Genomic DNA, 16,237 nt, shown 5'->3' with positions numbered 1-16,237 from the left:
TTCTTCTATTATTGCTGAGAATGATAATCAATATTGCATCAGTCCAATTGTTTTTATCTAATGCAACTTTTTTATTATTATATTCCAGATTCCTGAAGTTGTAAACAAAGCTTTGTTAAGTAATGAGCTGAATTTAGAATTCATTTATGAACAAAAAAAAAGCACCCCATTAGGGTGCTCACTCATCTATTCAATAATGACTAAAACTTTGGTTAAATACGGGATACAGCTGTTTGCTGACTCGCGGCAATGGCCTGTTCAAGATCTTGCAATATATCCTGGATATTCTCTGTACCAACCGATAGACGAAGCAACTCTGGATGTACCCCAGCTGCCTTCTGTTCATCCTCGCTTAACTGCTGATGTGTTGTACTTGCTGGGTGAATAATAAGTGACTTTGAATCTCCTACATTCGCTAAGTGGGAGAACAACTGTACATTTTCGATTAACTTTGCCCCTGCCTCTGCTCCGCCTTTAATACCAAAGGTAAGAATGGCCCCTTGCCCTCTAGGCAGATATTTCTGTGCAAGCGAATAGGAAGGATGGCTCGGTAATCCTGCATAGCTTACCCACTCTACATCTGGATGGCTTTCTAAATATTCAGCTACTTGCAGTGCATTGGAACTGTGGCGTTCGAGACGGAGATGAAGGGTCTCAAGTCCCTGCAGTAATAACCATGAATTAAATGGTGCGATACTCGACCCCAAATCACGAAGCAACTGGACTCTGGCTTTTATAATGTAGGCTAGCTCTCCTACCGCCTCTGTATATTTTAACCCATGATAACTTGGATCCGGTTCTGTCAGACCAGGGAATTTGCCGCTCGCACTCCAATCAAACTTCCCGCCATCGACAATTACTCCCCCAATAGAAGTACCGTGTCCGCCTATGAATTTGGTAGCTGAATGAACCACGATATCAGCTCCATGTTCAATAGGTCTTAATAGGTACGGACTTGGGAACGTATTATCTACGATTAGAGGTATTCCACTGTTATGTGCAATCTCTGCGATCGCTTCGATATCAAGTACATTCCCTTGCGGGTTTCCAATGGTCTCTGCATAGATGGCTTTTGTCTTATCTGTAATCGCGGCTCGAAAGTTTTCAGGATCTGTAGAATCTACAAAATGAACGGTAATCCCAAGCTTCTTCAGTGTATTAGAAAATAGATTATACGTACCGCCATATAGGCTGGAAGAAGATACGATTTCATCCCCACTGCCCGCAATATTTAGGATAGAAAAGGTAATTGCAGCTTGACCTGAAGCTGTGGCAAGCGCTCCTGCCCCGCCTTCAAGAGCGGCAATCCGCTTCTCGAACACATCCGTTGTAGGATTAGTGATTCTTGTATAAATATTTCCGAATTCTTGAAGGGAAAATAAATTAGCCGCATGTTCACTATCACGGAATCCATAAGAAGTCGTCTGATACAAAGGAACCGCTCTAGATAAGGTCGTAGGATCAATTTCCTGACCTGCGTGTACAGCGAGCGTTTCAAAAGCAAAATCCTTTTTGTCATTTGACATATTACTTATTCCTCCTTAACGAGATGGCTACCTCGCATTTTCCATATTCTCTCACAACTTGAACCTTTTGAAAAGAATAAAATCCGAGTTTTCCTATGAATATTATAATAAAATTAAATCACGAATAAATTATATAAAAAAACACCTATCATTGAGTTACGAATGAAAGGTGTTTTCTGAATTTCACGATAGGTTATTGCCCGGCATGCCACAACCGGCGCAAATAGGCGGCTGCATCATCTGCTTGCTCTGCCGTAACCCCTTCGAGGGAGATATCGATGTGAGGTTTATAGGTTTTGAGCAGTTGAAAAAACAAAGGATAATCAAGGATACCTTCACCAGGTAGCGGATTATATTTTTTACCGTTTACATCAAAGGCAACATCTTTGGCATGAATCGCAATCATACGATCAAATAACTTATCGAAGACATCTTTCAAGAAATCAGCCTGATTCACGACATGCTCTAACTTCATCAGGTTACATGGATCGAACAGCAGGCCAACACTGGAGTTCGGAATCTCCTCAAAAAGACGCTGCATATGCTCTGTGGTGTGCATCGTGTGCACAGAAACAGGTTCAATAGCTATATTTACGCCCCATCGATCTGCCTCTTCTGCCAGCTCCATCACTGAATCACGCAGTACAAGGTACCCTTGCTCCTCATAAGATTCGGGATGCGATCCTTGGTAAGTCGTGAGACTTCCTGTTTCCGTTGCCACGATGCTGCAACCAAAATCACGGGCATACCGCAAATGCTCCTTAAACCTAGTGAGTTCAAGCTTTCTTGCTTCCGGATCAGGATGAACAGGATCAATATAGCATCCAAGAACGGCAATGCGAATTCCTTCATTATCAAATTGTTCACCCACCCAATGAGCAAGCCCTGGGCTCAGCTTTCCGTTTGATGAATCGATATCAGAAAGCGCTTTAGAAAGTGCAAGCTGAACAGAAGTAAATCCGCTGCCCGCAATACGGCGGGCTAGATCTGCTGTTTTCTGTTTACCGAACGTATGAGCCAGTACTCCAAGTTTCATTCTCGTAATCCTCCTTTAGGCGAGAAATGCTAGCGAGCAAGCCAGCCCCCATCTACATTCAGTACATGACCATTCAAATAATCAGATGCATCCGATGCGAGAAATACAACAGGACCTTTTAGATCATCTGGGGTTCCCCAGCGACCAGCCGGAATCCGTGCTGTTATATCTTTATACCGATTTTCATCTTCTCGAATCTGCTGCGTATTGCTTGTAACCATATAGCCGGGAGCAATCGCGTTGACTTGGATCCCTTTTACGGCCCATTCATTCGCCAAAGCCTTTGTCAGTCCAGCTACTGCATGTTTACTCGCCGTATATCCAGGAACGTTGATTCCGCCTTGATAGGAAAGCATAGAAGCAATGCTGATAATCTTACCGCTTCCCCGCTCAATCATATGCCGGCCCGCAAGTTGACTAAGGAAAAACACGGTGTTTAGATTCAAATCGATCACGTCGTGCCAATCCGAAGCTGCGTGATCCGCAGCCGGTGTACGCCGAATAATTCCTGCATTGTTAACAAGGATATCAATTTTCCCTTGGAACCCAAGAGCCTGTTCAAAAACACCAGCTAGCTCTTCCTCTATACTTAAATCTGCTTGAATAGATATTGCCTTACGTCCAAGGGCTTCAATGGCCTGTACAGTCTCCGTAGGCAAAGTGTTCGAAACCGCAACAATATCTGCTCCTGCCTCAGCAAGCCCCAGTGCCATGCCTTGTCCCAGGCCGCCGGTTGTTCCGGTAACCAATGCTACTTTTCCGCTCAAGTCAAAAACACGCATCTTTCCCGCCTCCTGCAAGTTAATAATCGATAGTTATTCCTGCATCTTTATAAGGAGTCAGTATGCTCTCATCCAGAGCACGATCACTGATTACCTTATGAACCTCCGGTAGCTGTGCAAATGTACGAAGAGCAAAATTCCCGAATTTATAATGATCAACAACAGCATAAACATGCTGTGCAGTTTGAATGAGTGCTCTTTTTAAAGGAACCAAATCACCGGTATAGATCGAAAAACCAAACTCTGGATGAAGAGCCGTAGTAGAAATGAATGCCTTATGAATATTTAGTTTCCTAATAAAATGCTCCGTATCTTCACTAACCAGCATATTCCTTACTCTTGATCCTCCCGGTACAACGAGGCGAATTTGGTCTTTCTTGGTGAGCTCTGCAATGATAAATAAATCGTTCGTAATCACGGTAAGGGTTTCATTAGGCAGCAGTCTAGCAATCTCCAGCGTTGTACTGCCGCCGTCTAGAGCGATAATATCTCCCGGTGTAATATAAGTGATTGCCCGCTCCGCAATCTCTATTTTCTCCGAGTTATGCTTCTCCAGCGCCCCTCTGCTGGTAAGAATACCATACTGATCCTTTTGAGCCAGCACTGCCCCGCCATGTACTCTCATCAGGAGTCCCATGGATTCCAGCTTATCCAGATCCTCACGAATCGTCTTTCCTGTTACATCGAGCTTTTCGCTCAGTTCACTGACTGTAACTTCTTTCTGTTCAAGCAGCGTTTCCATAATCTTTTCGTGCCGTTTCATTGAGTTCATACTATTTCAACTTCCTATCTGTATTTCTGTCTTCCGTTTATTTTAGCTCGGTCATTGCAACGCCGTCCATATCATCAAACGTCTGGTTCTCACCGGCCATCGCCCAGCAGAAAGTATAGTTGCTTGTTCCTACCCCGCTATGAATGGACCAACTAGGTGAGATGATTGCCTGACCTTGCCGAACAACGAGATGTCTTGTTTCATCCGACTCCCCCATCATGTGGAAAACAGCCCCTTGCTCTGGAAGATTAAAATATAAGTAAACTTCAGAGCGACGATTATGAGTATGAGCAGGCATGGTATTCCACATGTTTCCTGGGGCAAGTTCTGTAATCCCAAGTACTAACTGACAGCTTTTGATACCGCCTTCATGAATGTATTTGTAAATTGTTCTCTCATTGGAGGATTCAATGCTGCCAAGGTGACTTGGTGTGGCATCTTCTTGTGTAGCTTTTACCGTAGGATAAGCATGATGTGCTGGTGTAGATACAAAATAAAACTGCGGCGCTTCTTCCGCTCCGGCATGGAAAATCACTTCTTTTACACCTAAACCGATATATAAGCATTCTTTTGCTCCTACCTCGTATCTCACACCATCCGCTGTCACGGTCCCATGTCCACCAATGTTAATTATTCCAACTTCACGGCGAGCAAGGAAGAAGTCCGTACCGATATCCTTCAGGGGAACCTCAAGTTTAATATCCTCGGATACAGGAACCGCAGAACCTACAATATAACGATCTACATGCGAGTACACGGTGACAAGTTCGTCCTTCGTAAACAAGTCTTCGATTAGGAATTCCTCACGTAAACGTTTTGTATCAAATTTCTTCACTTCATTGGGATGAGACGCATAACGGTTTTGCATTTTTTCTTCAACCCTTTCCATAGTGAGTAATTTATTTAGGTTCATATAGGTTTATATTAGTTCATTTCATTTCATTTGTGTACACCTTTTTTGAATAAAGATGAAATAATTGCTCAACTTTGAAAATGAAGACAAAAAAAACGACTCCATGAGGAGTCGTTTTCTTCCTTATTTTTAAATTTGAGGTTTTAGTAGTTGCTGTTAGAACGTTCACCTTTTGCAATAGCTACGCCGCCGCTTGTCCCAATTCGGGAAGCTCCTGCTTCGATCATTACTAGTGCATCTTCAGCGCTCCGGACTCCTCCGGATGCCTTTACGCCAACATTAGGACCGACTGTCTTACGCATAAGAGCAATGTCTTCTTTGGTTGCTCCGCCCGTAGAGAACCCGGTTGATGTTTTAACAAAGTCTGCTCCTGCCTGCACTGCAAGTTTGCACGCACGTACTTTCTCTTCCTCCGTTAACAGACAAGTCTCAATAATTACTTTCGTAAGAGCCTTTCCTTTAGCAGCGTCAACGACAGCTTTGATATCGGCAGCAACATAGTCATCATTGCCGTCTTTTAGTGCGCTAATGTTAATTACCATGTCTACTTCGGTAGCTCCGTTAGCAATTGCATCCTTGGTCTCATAGGCTTTGACCTCTGACGTAGTCGCTCCAAGGGGAAACCCAATTACTGTACATACTTTTACCTGCGGTGTATCTTTCAACACTTCATAAGCAGTCGATACAAATCCTGGATTCACACATACAGAAGCAAATCCATATGTTTTTGCCTCTTCTGCAAGTTTAATAATATCTTCACGGCGGGCATCAGCCTTAAGTAATGTATGGTCAATTAATGGAGCAATCGCGGTTTGTGTCATGATTGGAATCGTCCCTTCTTATATCAATCCTAGATGTGTTAGTTAACATCTGTAAAAGTTCATCTGTAATCATAACAAGACTATCTTCGTAAAGCAAAGGTCATCCTGAATTTATACTACAGTTTGTGTAACCTGCCTCCTTTCCATTCAGCTAGTAAGCAGATTTCATTTCGCCAAGCAAAAAAACACCTTGCCCGCTCGGTAAAGAGCAGACAAGGTGTTTAGGTTAATCATTTTGATTAATGAGCAACCGCGTTGTTCATCATGATCCAGATGGAACCTACAACAATTGTAAGTACCAACAAAAGTCCAAGAATCAGAGCCATGACATTCCATTTTGGTTTACCCGGTTCTCCTTCACGAACATGCATAAAGAAGAAGAGCTGAACAATAAACTGCAATATTGCCATAATCAGAATAATGATCATGTTTACTGTTTTATCGAACATATCGTTCAAAACTACCACAAGCGGGATGATCGTGAGCACGATCGAAATCAAATATCCAATGAGGTAAGATTTGAATGACCCGTGGTTCTCATGAGAATCATGTGTATGGTTATGTTGCTCTGCCATCTTACATCACCCCCATCAAGTAGACGACGGTAAGCAAGAAGATCCATACCACGTCCAAAAAGTGCCAGAACAGGCTAAGTGCCATTACTTTACCGCGAGTTACAGACGTAATGCCGCGTTTCTTGAGTTGAAGTAAGAGTCCGAACATCCATACGAGACCAAAGGTAACGTGAGCCCCGTGTGTTCCTACCAGGGTAAAGAATGCACCAGTGAAAGCACTTGTTGTAATCGTAGCACCTTCATGAACCATTTCAACAAACTCGAAAATCTCAAGTCCTAAGAACGCAAGACCGAGTACCCCAGTTACGATAAGCCAGGATATCAACCCTTTCTTATCACCGCGGTTCATCGCGAGTACTGCTAGACCACTTGTAAAACTACTTGTTAATAGGATAAATGTTTCTGCAATAACACCTGGCATCTTAAACAGTTCAGCACCCGTTGGTCCGCCTGCTGTATTGTCACGCAGCACGATAAATGTCGCGAAGAATACGGCAAACAGGATAAGGTCAGAAATCAAGAACAACCAGAAGCCGAGCATTTTCAGTTCTTGTGGATCATGATGTCCATGATCGTGATCATGTGCATTTGAATGTTGATTTGTTACTGTATGTGCCATTATACCGACCCCCTCAAGGCTGTTTCGGTACGATTTACTTCTTCAGCCGGAATGTAATAATCCGTATCGTACTGGAATGAGCGGGCAACTAAACATGCCGCTACACCGATGAGACCCGGAATGTACATCCAAGACCAGCCCCACACAAATCCGAAACCAGCAATAAAGAAGAATACTGCCATAACAATCGGAATTCCTGTGTTTTTAGGCATATGAATCGGTTCATATGCTGGCGGTGTTTCAGCCTGTTGGTTAGCTCTACGCTGTTTGTCTTCCCAGAATTGGTCAACAGAGTCAACCTTAGGTACGATAGCAAAGTTATATTCAGGTACAGGAGACGGAATAGACCATTCCAGGGTACGTGCATCCCAAGGATCCGCTCCCACTTTATTTTCTTTATGCTTACGAATACCATCTGCAATTTGCAGAAGCTGGAACAAGAAACCTGCACCCATCAAGAATGCCCCGACGGAAGAAACGAGGTTGAGCGGCATCCATCCTGTATCCCAACCATATGTGCTTAGACGACGAGTCATACCCATCAGACCCAGCGCATATTGCGGCATAAATGTAAGGTAGAAACCAATGTTCCAAGTCCAGAATGCCCAGTGTCCCCAGCGATCCGGTAATGTAAAGCCGAACAGTTTAGGCCACCAGTAGTACATCCCTGCAAAGTAACCGAACACAACGCCACCGATAAGTACTTGGTGGAAGTGAGCGATCAGGAAGTAACTGTTGTGGAACTGGAAGTCTGCTGGCGCTACCGACAGCATTACCCCTGTCATACCCCCGATAATAAAGCATGGGAAGAAGGCAATCGTCCACATCATTGGAAGTGTAAAGCGAATCCGTCCGCGATACATCGTAAACAGCCAGTTAAAGACTTTAACCCCGGTAGGGATAGCTATAAGCATTGTCGTTATCGCAAAGAACGCGTTGACATCGGCGCCCGAGCCCATGGTAAAGAAGTGATGGACCCAAGTAAAGAAGGACAATACGCTGATAATCAGCATTGCGAATACCATCGATTTATATCCAAACAATTTCTTTCTCGAGAACGTAGCAACAACCTCGGAGAAGATACCGAATGCCGGTAAGACTACGATATAAACTTCAGGGTGACCCCACATCCAGATCAAGTTGATATACATCATCGGGTTACCCCCGAGATCCAATGTGAAGAAGTGAGTTCCTGCAAAACGGTCCATAAACAGAAGGAACAAGGTTACCGTCAAAATCGGGAATGCAAACAAGATAATAATGTTTGTTGCAAAAACGGACCAAGTGAACATCGGCATTTTCATCCAAGTCATACCTGGTGCACGCATTTTGATAATGGTTACTAAGAAGTTAATCCCCGTTGCGAGGGAACCGATACCTGATATCTGGATACCCCATATATAGAAGTTCTGTCCTACCCCCGGACTAAACTGTAGTCCTGATAGAGGCGGATAACTCAGCCAACCTGCAGCTGGTGAACCCCCGATAACAAATGAAACGTTAAAGAGCATAGCTCCTAAGAAGAATAACCAAAAACTCAGTGCATTCAAATAAGGGAATGCAACGTCACGCGCTCCAATTTGCAGCGGTGTAACGATATTAAATAATCCGAACATAAATGGCATGGCCATAAACAGGATCATGATTGTACCGTGCGTTGTAAATACGGCATTATAGTGGTCCGCATGAAGGAATTCCATATTCGGCAAGGCCAATTGGAATCTCATCATCAGGGCGTCAACCCCGCCGCGGAACATCATTAAGATCGCCGCCAAAATATACATGATACCGATTTTCTTATGGTCAACCGTAGTTAACCAGTTTTTCCAGAGCCATTTCCACTTTTTAAAGTAGGTGAGCCCGACTATGATTGCAATTGATGCAAGACCAATCGAAACTTGTGCCCCTAGAATGAGGGGGTCACCCGTAACGAGGAATTCAGTAGTCAGGAACTCCCAAAACTCACTTAGCATGGATGAGGGCCTCCTTTCGAGCTATTCATTTATTCTTTTGCAGCTTCTTCAGAAGCATTTTCATTCTTATCAACTACATATTTCGTAACGATATTCTGGAACATTTCATCTGGAACTGCAGAGAAATATTGTTCATCTTCGACACTTGGCAATACAAGGTCTTCATAAGATTCTTCGGTAAGAGGCTCGGATTGGACTTTTACTTCTTTCACCCAAGCTTCATACTCTTCATCCGATACTGCATTCACATCAAATCTCATCTCTTGGAAGTATTCCCCGGAGAAGTTAGCACCTGAACCTTTATAAACACCAGGCTCATCCGCTTGCAGATGAAGTACCATAGCCATACCGGACATCGTATACATCTGTCCGCCAAGTTCAGGTATCCAGAACGAGTTCATCGGTGCATCTGAGGTAAGTTCAAAGCGAATTGGTGTATCTTCCGGAATCGTAAGTGTATTCACACTTGCTATATCCTCATCCGGATACATAAACAGCCATTTCCAGTCTAGTGAGACTGCCTGAATCGTAATAGGCTCTTTGTCCGATGCCAGTGGTTTTGAAGGCTCAGTGGCATAGGTGTACCGCACAGTAACCGCACCAAGAATGATAATGATAAGGATTGGAATCCCCCACCAGATCACTTCGGCAGTCGTATTGTGCGACCAATTAGGTGTGTATTTTGATTTGTTGTCTGGTGTATCACGGTACTTCCATACAATGACACCTACGAGTATTAAGGTTGGTACAATAATGATCGCGCACAAAATGGTTGAAATAATGATTAAGTCTCTTTGTGCATCGCCGATCGGTCCTTTCGGATCGAGAACAACGTATCTTCCTCTTTCATCCGCAAACATAGCCCATACCATGACACCAATGGTGACAAGTGACAGGACAACAGCGATAATGATTTTGGAAAGCGACCTAGGTTTTTTGTTCATCTTGATCCCCTCTCCTTACGCGCTATTACAAAACGATACTATAATATCTTCTACCTAAAGATATCAGATATTAACAGGCATAAACGTCTTGTTAACAAATTTGTCGAAATTGATCATATCATTTGTGAATCTTTTCTCACAAATGATTTTCTCCCTTGATTTTTAAACACGAAAAACCTTAGCCATTGGACACGGTGGGTGCCAACTAACTAAGGTTTTTTACCTTTAGAATATGTTTTTGAATCAATTCTTCTCTTCTTCCCAGATGAACTCATTTTCTTTAATCAGTATCCCGTTCATTTCTTCTAATATTAAGAAGACCCATAGCTTTCCCAATAAAATAAATATAGACGCTTCCTACCAAGAATCCAATGCCCACCATGATTCCTGTATTACTATTCGTCAAAGCATGAAGGTTAAACAAACAAATAACAACTCCAGTGATGAGAGCTACCCAAGCCATAACCGTCATCATAAAAACCATCTGAGTTAAACGAGCATCATTCTCCTTGTTGTCGCTTACACGTACCGGTTTATTAAAAATCATTATTTTTCAACTCCTTCTAATATTTGTAATTGTTTACTACATTTAATATATCATACTTTCACTAAATTGTTCACTGTTTGTTCAAATTTTAGTCAAACTTTGTTCATTATTTTTACACTTTAAGGTCTTTACCCTTATTTTTACAACTTTAATCATGACTTTTGTGGTTGACTTTACTTCATTTAATGTGTTTTTAAGGTTTTCGTGTTATAAGACCACAGTAAAAAAACCGCCTAAGAGAATGAATCTCCGGCGGTTCTATAACTTATAAGCTATGAATGGTGACATATTGCACTCTTAAATGGAGCGCAGGCCCGATCATTAATGTTATTCTACGATTGCAATTTCAACACGTCTTTCGTTTCCAGCCAATTATTACGAATTACATTCTGGTACCAATAGAAGCTTTCTTTTGGGGTGCGAACCAAAGAACGATAATCTACATGCACTAGACCAAATCTCATCCGGTAACCTTCTGCCCATTCGAAATTGTCCATGAGAGACCAGGCCATATACCCCTTTAGATTAATACCGTCACTAATTGCACGGTGGACTTGAACTATATGCTGCTGCAAGTAAGAAATTCGGCGAAAATCTTTCACTTCTCCATTTTCCACACCATCATTAATGCACGCACCATTCTCGGTAATGTAGATATCTATATTGCCGTATTTTTGCAAGTGATGCAGCGCCTCATATAATCCGCGTGACTCAACCGGCCAGCCTATATCGGTACGAACAAGCCCCATATCAAGCGGCTCCATCTGCAGAATTCCACCATCTGGATTATATCGATCCACACTCATCGTGTAATAGTTGATACCAAGATGATCGATTGGCTGACAGATCGTCTCCATATCCCCTGGCTGAATGTCAGGCTTCGCTCCAGCCGCTTCAAACCAGTCCAGCATAAACTGTGGATAGGACCCTTTAAATACAGGATCTAGGAACCAATCGGCAAACCAAGCAATATGTCGATCAGCTGCAGCCTGATCCGCCTCATTTTTGCTATAAGGTACTGCCCACTCCATATTGGGCGCGATACCAATCTTGCCGTCTATACCGAGCTCACGGAATTTTTGTACGGACTTACCATGAGCAACTAAAATTCCGTGTCCTACATTTAAAGAAACTTGTAAATCTCTATTCCCAGGGGCATGAGCGCCAATGAAGTTAGATAGAAAAGCAATGCACCACGGTTCATTAAATGTAAGCCAATATTTGATTTTACCACCGAATTCACGGAACATGACTTCAGAGTATTTTACAAAGGCATCTATTGTCCGTCTGTTCTCCCAACCTCCGATATCTTGAAGAGCTTGCGGGAGATCCCAGTGATAAAGAGTACAGAAAGGTTCAATATCATTTTCAATCAATTTATCTACAAAGCGATGATAAAAATCGAGTCCCTTTTGATTAATTTCTCCGTCCCCGTCAGGGATAATACGAGGCCAAGCTATAGAGAAACGATAAGTCTTAATACCAAGTTCCTTCATTAAAGCAATGTCTTCTTCATATTTGTGGTAGCTGTCACAAGCCACATCCCCGTTGTCGCCATTAAAAACTTTCCCAGGCGTCTTTGCAAAGGTATCCCAGATAGAAGTTCCTCTTCCATCCTCTTGCGTTGCTCCTTCGATCTGATATGATGCCGTCGCTGTTCCCCACTTAAAATCACTTGGAAATTGAAAAATTGTCATATAATCTCCTCCATCTTTTTAGTTCAACAACCTATGTAACTATCGTTTTTTGACACAAAGACCAAAAAATATCTAAAACGTTTTCGAAATACATAAAAAAAAGGTAATTTTAATTATCATTTTTATATGTATTGTAGCTCCCACTCATACCTTGGACGCTTTCGTTATACTTCGATCGAGAATGAAAATCCGTTATTTATTATAGAAAAGGGGACCTTTCAGAATCCCCTTTTCCTTTACAAATCTTATTTCACGTCTTTACCTGTCCACAATCTTACTCTTTCTTTAATCCACTCTGTATATTGTTGCTCCATTTCTACTGCGCCGGCTTTATCAAGCTCAACTAACATGTTGTCATAGACTTGATCAAATTTATCTGTGGTAGAAACGATCGCTTCGGGAACACGTTTTTGAACGATATCTTGAGTTTTTTGATAGATAACTTGGTATTTACCGTCAGAAGGTACTGGCATATTGTAAGCCGCTCCCCACTCTTTCACTTCGAAATCCTCTTCCGTTGGGAACAGCTCTTTCCAAGTAGAAATACCGTATCCTTTTAATGCTTCTTTTTCTGCTTCCGAATAACTGGCTACAATTTGTTCAGGGAAATTCGTAGTGTAGTAGTTGCCTGTTGAATCTTTAACACCATCTCCATAGTGTGGACCAAAAACAAAGTATAGCCCAATTCCGCTTTCTTTCGTGAAGTTTGCGTTATCATTATTCTTACGTTCCTGTACATCAGCTGGAATCACACGAACGCCGTCTTCTACATTATAGTGTTCTCCTTCAACACCCCAGTTACGAAGTACTTGTGCTTCATCCGAAGCCATCCAGTCTAAGAATTTAATTGCACGAACTGGATCTTCACAATTTTCCGTAATCCCAATACCATAACCATCGGAACCAACCGGTTGGAAGTCTGCACGTTTAAATTCGGAGGAAAGCGTTACTGGATAATGACCATAAGTCATTTCATCTTTACCTGCATTTTTTAATGCTACTTCTGCATCATTGTAAGCCCACTCCTGATCGATCAAACCAAGAACACGACCACTTGCGATTTTCGCTTTATATTGATCTTCTTTTTGAATAAAGGTGTCTTTGTCGAGAAGACCTTCGTTATACATTTTGTTCAACCAGCGGAAATATTCTTTCTCTTCTGGACGTTTGTAATGAAGCATTGCTTCGTAAGTCTCTGGATTAATGTAGTACTCACCATCATCAGGTCCACCTGTAGCAGCAACAGCAGGGTTAGTCACTGTGATCATACTTCTCCATCCATCTGCACTAAGGGTAAGTGGAATCGTTGGCTGACCATCTTCTGTTGTTGGATGCGCTTTGTAGTATTCACGCAGTGCGTTCTCGAAATCCTCCACTGTTTTGATCTCAGGATAACCGAGTTCTTTTACCACACGGTGCTGCAGTTCAAATCCGCCTGTATTATCAAAAGTCTGCTGATCTACAGATCCATTCGTAGGAATAGTATAGATTGCTTGATCCTCATTACTATATTTCAAACGATTCATTTCTTCGCCATACATTTTTTTAATATTAGGTGCATGCTCTTCAATAAGTTCTGTCAGGTCAATCATAGCCCCTGCATCGACTAGTTTAGATAAGTTTCCTTTAGGAAAGATCATATCAGGATAATCGCCGCTAGCAGCCATTAATGCAATTTTATCATCCCCGCCACCACTAGCAATATCATATTCTGCGTTAATCGTAACGCCGGTTGCTTCCGTAATCTTCTTACCTACCGCGTCTTGCATTTTATTCCAATATGGACTTGTATCTGCTCCAAAGAAGCTGAACGTAATCGGCGCGTTTGAATCTGGATCCGCCGTAGTTGGTTCCTCTCCTTTGGTGTTTCCACAAGCAGCAGTAAACAGCATGGTACTGGCAAGTAGCAACATTGCTATTGTTTTCGGCGCTTTATGTTTCATTTGACATAATCCCCCTTAATATAAGTAACTTATATATGCATAACAGGTCACCCTGTATATACCAAAGAAAGTACTCGTTCAATTGTAAATTTATAAGTGAACTTCGATTACGCTTTTACTGCACCTAGTGTCATACCGCCAACAAAGTATTTTTGAAGGAATGGATATACAACCAGGATTGGTAAAGTGACAACAATCGTAATTGCCATTCGTATAGATTCAGGCGATACTTGCGCCATTTGTTGAGCCAAATCATTGGCATTAATATTAGATCCGCCTTGCTGTGTACTTTGCAGAACTTTCATCAGCTCATACTGAAGTGTCGTAAGTTCAGGTTTTGAACCGTTGTAAAGATACGTATCAAACCAAGCATTCCATTGACCTACTGCGAGGAACAATGCAATGGTAGCAAGTACAGGCTTACATAATGGCAGGATGACTTTGTAATAAATAGTGAGGTCATTTGCACCATCTAGTTTCGCTGATTCTTGAAGAGCATATGGCAAACCGTCAATAAAGGATCGGATAACGAACACGTTAAACGCGCTGACCATCATCGGCAAGATATAGATCCAGAATGTACCGATGAGATGCAAGTCTTTCATCAGAATGTATCCCGGAATCAAACCACCAGAGAAATACATCGTAAGTGCAAGGAATGTGGATACAAATTTTTTGATTCTGAAATCAGGACGACTTAGTGTGTAGGCAATCATTGAGGAGCTGAGCAGTCCTAGAAACGTTCCTATAATCGTTCTAGCAAATGAAATCTTGGCTCCCTGAATCAGTCCATCATATTGAAAGATTGTTTTGTAATTTTCCAGTGTAAATTCTCGAGGCCATAAGTAAATGCCCCCTCGAACCGTATCGGTTGAATCGTTCAAGGAAATGGCTAGTACATTCAAAAAGGGATACAAGGTTACCGTCAGGATCGTTGCCATTAGTATATAATTAGCAATATCAAATACCTTTTCCGATTTTGTCGCATTAAAAGCTTTAACACTCATGTTATTTCCTCCTTTCTACATGATGCTTTCTTTCGTGAATTTCTTGAAGAGACCGTTTGCAACGAACAACAAGATTACGCTGACAACCGAATTGAATATGCCGATGGCTGTACCGTATGAGTACCTGCCCATTTGTAAACCATAATTAAGCGCATAAAGATCAAGTACTTCTGAATAATCAGTTACCAGACTGTTTCCTAAGAGGAACTGTTTCTCATATCCGATACTGATCAAGTGTCCGATGGACATAATGAACAATACGGAAATGGTTGATCGAATACCCGGCAGTGTAATGTGCCACATTTGTCTCCAGCGGCTTGCTCCATCCACTCTTGAAGCTTCGTATAATTCTTGAGAAATCCCCGTAATTGCAGCTAAATAGATAATTGCGTTCCAACCCATTTCCTTCCACAGATCGGAAGCGGTTACAATGTACCAGAACAAATTCCCTTGTGCCATAAACTGAATAGGTTCATTAATAATATTTAATCCGATTAGAATATCATTTACGATTCCGCCATCGGTAGAAAGCATTTTTGTTACAATCCCAGCAACAACGACCCAGGATACAAAGTGAGGCAAATAGGATACGGTTTGCACGCTTCTTTTGAAGATCGTACCGCGTAGTTCATTCAACAAGATTGCAAAGAAGATCGGGGCTATAAATCCTACTAGAAGTCCTAATAAACTCATTGCCAGTGTATTTCTGAGTACGAGATAAAACCGCTCATCACTAAACAATTCAATGAAGTGTTCAAATCCAACCCATTTTTGTTCCGTAAAGGTCTTGGCAGGTTTGTAATTCTGGAAGGCCATTGTCCAGCCCCAAAGAGGTAAGTAATTAAATATGAAGACCCAAATCACAAAAGGTAAGGACATGAGTAATAAAAACTTCTGATCTTTCACAGTTTTCCATAAACCGTTCGGCCACTTTCGCTTAACTTGTTTCGCGGCGGAGGCCTCGGAATCCGTGGAAGCGGGCTTTGTTAGCGTTTCCATAAAATAACCCCTCCTCTGTTTGATAACATAATCATACTCCAAGATATTGCAGATCAATACCCAATGAATTTCAGAGAAAATCA

General features: G+C 42.0%; 15 protein-coding genes. All 15 read right to left on the bottom strand.

What is annotated here, in order from left to right; genetic code table 11:
• Positions 1–212: 212 nt before the first annotated feature.
• The 15 genes from PV403_RS19445 to PV403_RS19375 all read right to left on the bottom strand — a co-directional run bounded on the left by PV403_RS19445 (position 213) and on the right by PV403_RS19375 (position 16,154).
• The gene (locus PV403_RS19445) at positions 213–1,526 is read right to left on the bottom strand and encodes a homocysteine synthase (RefSeq protein ID WP_332085678.1); all 1,314 of its coding nucleotides are present in this window, start codon (positions 1,524–1,526) and stop codon (positions 213–215) included.
• Between the two features lie 193 nt (positions 1,527–1,719).
• Positions 1,720–2,562, bottom strand: a complete 843-nt coding sequence (locus PV403_RS19440; protein WP_332085677.1) for a sugar phosphate isomerase/epimerase family protein — start codon at positions 2,560–2,562, stop codon at positions 1,720–1,722.
• 29 nt (positions 2,563–2,591) lie between these two features.
• Positions 2,592–3,344 carry a 2-dehydro-3-deoxy-D-gluconate 5-dehydrogenase KduD gene (gene kduD / locus PV403_RS19435; RefSeq protein WP_332085676.1) on the bottom strand — a complete coding sequence of 251 codons (753 nt, stop codon included), beginning with the start codon at positions 3,342–3,344 and terminating at the stop codon, positions 2,592–2,594.
• Positions 3,345–3,363: 19 nt separating this feature from the next.
• Complete coding sequence (locus tag PV403_RS19430) at positions 3,364–4,116, bottom strand: DeoR/GlpR family DNA-binding transcription regulator (RefSeq protein ID WP_332085675.1); 753 nt, start codon at positions 4,114–4,116, stop codon at positions 3,364–3,366.
• A 37-nt stretch (positions 4,117–4,153) separates the two neighbouring features.
• Entirely contained in the window at positions 4,154–4,984 is an 831-nt protein-coding gene (gene kduI, locus PV403_RS19425) for a 5-dehydro-4-deoxy-D-glucuronate isomerase (RefSeq protein ID WP_332085674.1), read from the bottom strand.
• 188 nt (positions 4,985–5,172) lie between these two features.
• Entirely contained in the window at positions 5,173–5,850 is a 678-nt protein-coding gene (gene deoC / locus PV403_RS19420; protein ID WP_332085673.1) for a deoxyribose-phosphate aldolase, read from the bottom strand.
• Positions 5,851–6,089: 239 nt separating this feature from the next.
• Positions 6,090–6,425, bottom strand: a complete 336-nt coding sequence (gene cyoD / locus PV403_RS19415) for a cytochrome o ubiquinol oxidase subunit IV (RefSeq protein ID WP_191803969.1) — start codon at positions 6,423–6,425, stop codon at positions 6,090–6,092.
• Position 6,426: 1 nt separating this feature from the next.
• Positions 6,427–7,044: a cytochrome o ubiquinol oxidase subunit III gene (gene cyoC, locus PV403_RS19410; protein ID WP_213534711.1), complete on the bottom strand. Its 618-nt coding sequence runs from the start codon at positions 7,042–7,044 to the stop codon at positions 6,427–6,429.
• The gene (locus tag PV403_RS19405; RefSeq protein WP_332085672.1) at positions 7,044–9,017 is read right to left on the bottom strand and encodes a cbb3-type cytochrome c oxidase subunit I; all 1,974 of its coding nucleotides are present in this window, start codon (positions 9,015–9,017) and stop codon (positions 7,044–7,046) included. Before PV403_RS19405 ends, cyoC begins: the two co-directional genes overlap by 1 nt.
• Before the next feature lie 29 nt (positions 9,018–9,046).
• Positions 9,047–9,961, bottom strand: coding sequence for a cytochrome aa3 quinol oxidase subunit II (qoxA, locus tag PV403_RS19400; RefSeq protein ID WP_213534715.1), 915 nt, complete (start codon positions 9,959–9,961; stop codon positions 9,047–9,049).
• Between the two features lie 280 nt (positions 9,962–10,241).
• A complete protein-coding gene (locus PV403_RS19395) occupies positions 10,242–10,508 on the bottom strand; it encodes a hypothetical protein (protein ID WP_249717620.1) in 267 nt (88 codons plus the stop codon).
• 332 nt (positions 10,509–10,840) lie between these two features.
• Positions 10,841–12,205: a GH1 family beta-glucosidase gene (locus PV403_RS19390; RefSeq protein WP_332085671.1), complete on the bottom strand. Its 1,365-nt coding sequence runs from the start codon at positions 12,203–12,205 to the stop codon at positions 10,841–10,843.
• Between the two features lie 245 nt (positions 12,206–12,450).
• A complete protein-coding gene (locus PV403_RS19385; protein ID WP_332085670.1) occupies positions 12,451–14,148 on the bottom strand; it encodes an ABC transporter substrate-binding protein in 1,698 nt (565 codons plus the stop codon).
• A gap of 107 nt (positions 14,149–14,255) precedes the next feature.
• Positions 14,256–15,155, bottom strand: coding sequence for a carbohydrate ABC transporter permease (locus PV403_RS19380; protein WP_213534720.1), 900 nt, complete (start codon positions 15,153–15,155; stop codon positions 14,256–14,258).
• Positions 15,156–15,170: 15 nt separating this feature from the next.
• The gene (locus PV403_RS19375) at positions 15,171–16,154 is read right to left on the bottom strand and encodes an ABC transporter permease (protein ID WP_213534722.1); all 984 of its coding nucleotides are present in this window, start codon (positions 16,152–16,154) and stop codon (positions 15,171–15,173) included.
• Between the last annotated feature and the right edge of the window lie 83 nt (positions 16,155–16,237).

Source organism: Paenibacillus sp. GYB006 (assembly GCF_036577645.1).
Taxonomy (GTDB): Bacteria; Bacillota; Bacilli; order Paenibacillales; family Paenibacillaceae; genus Paenibacillus.
This window is presented reverse-complemented; position numbering and strand designations above follow the sequence as displayed.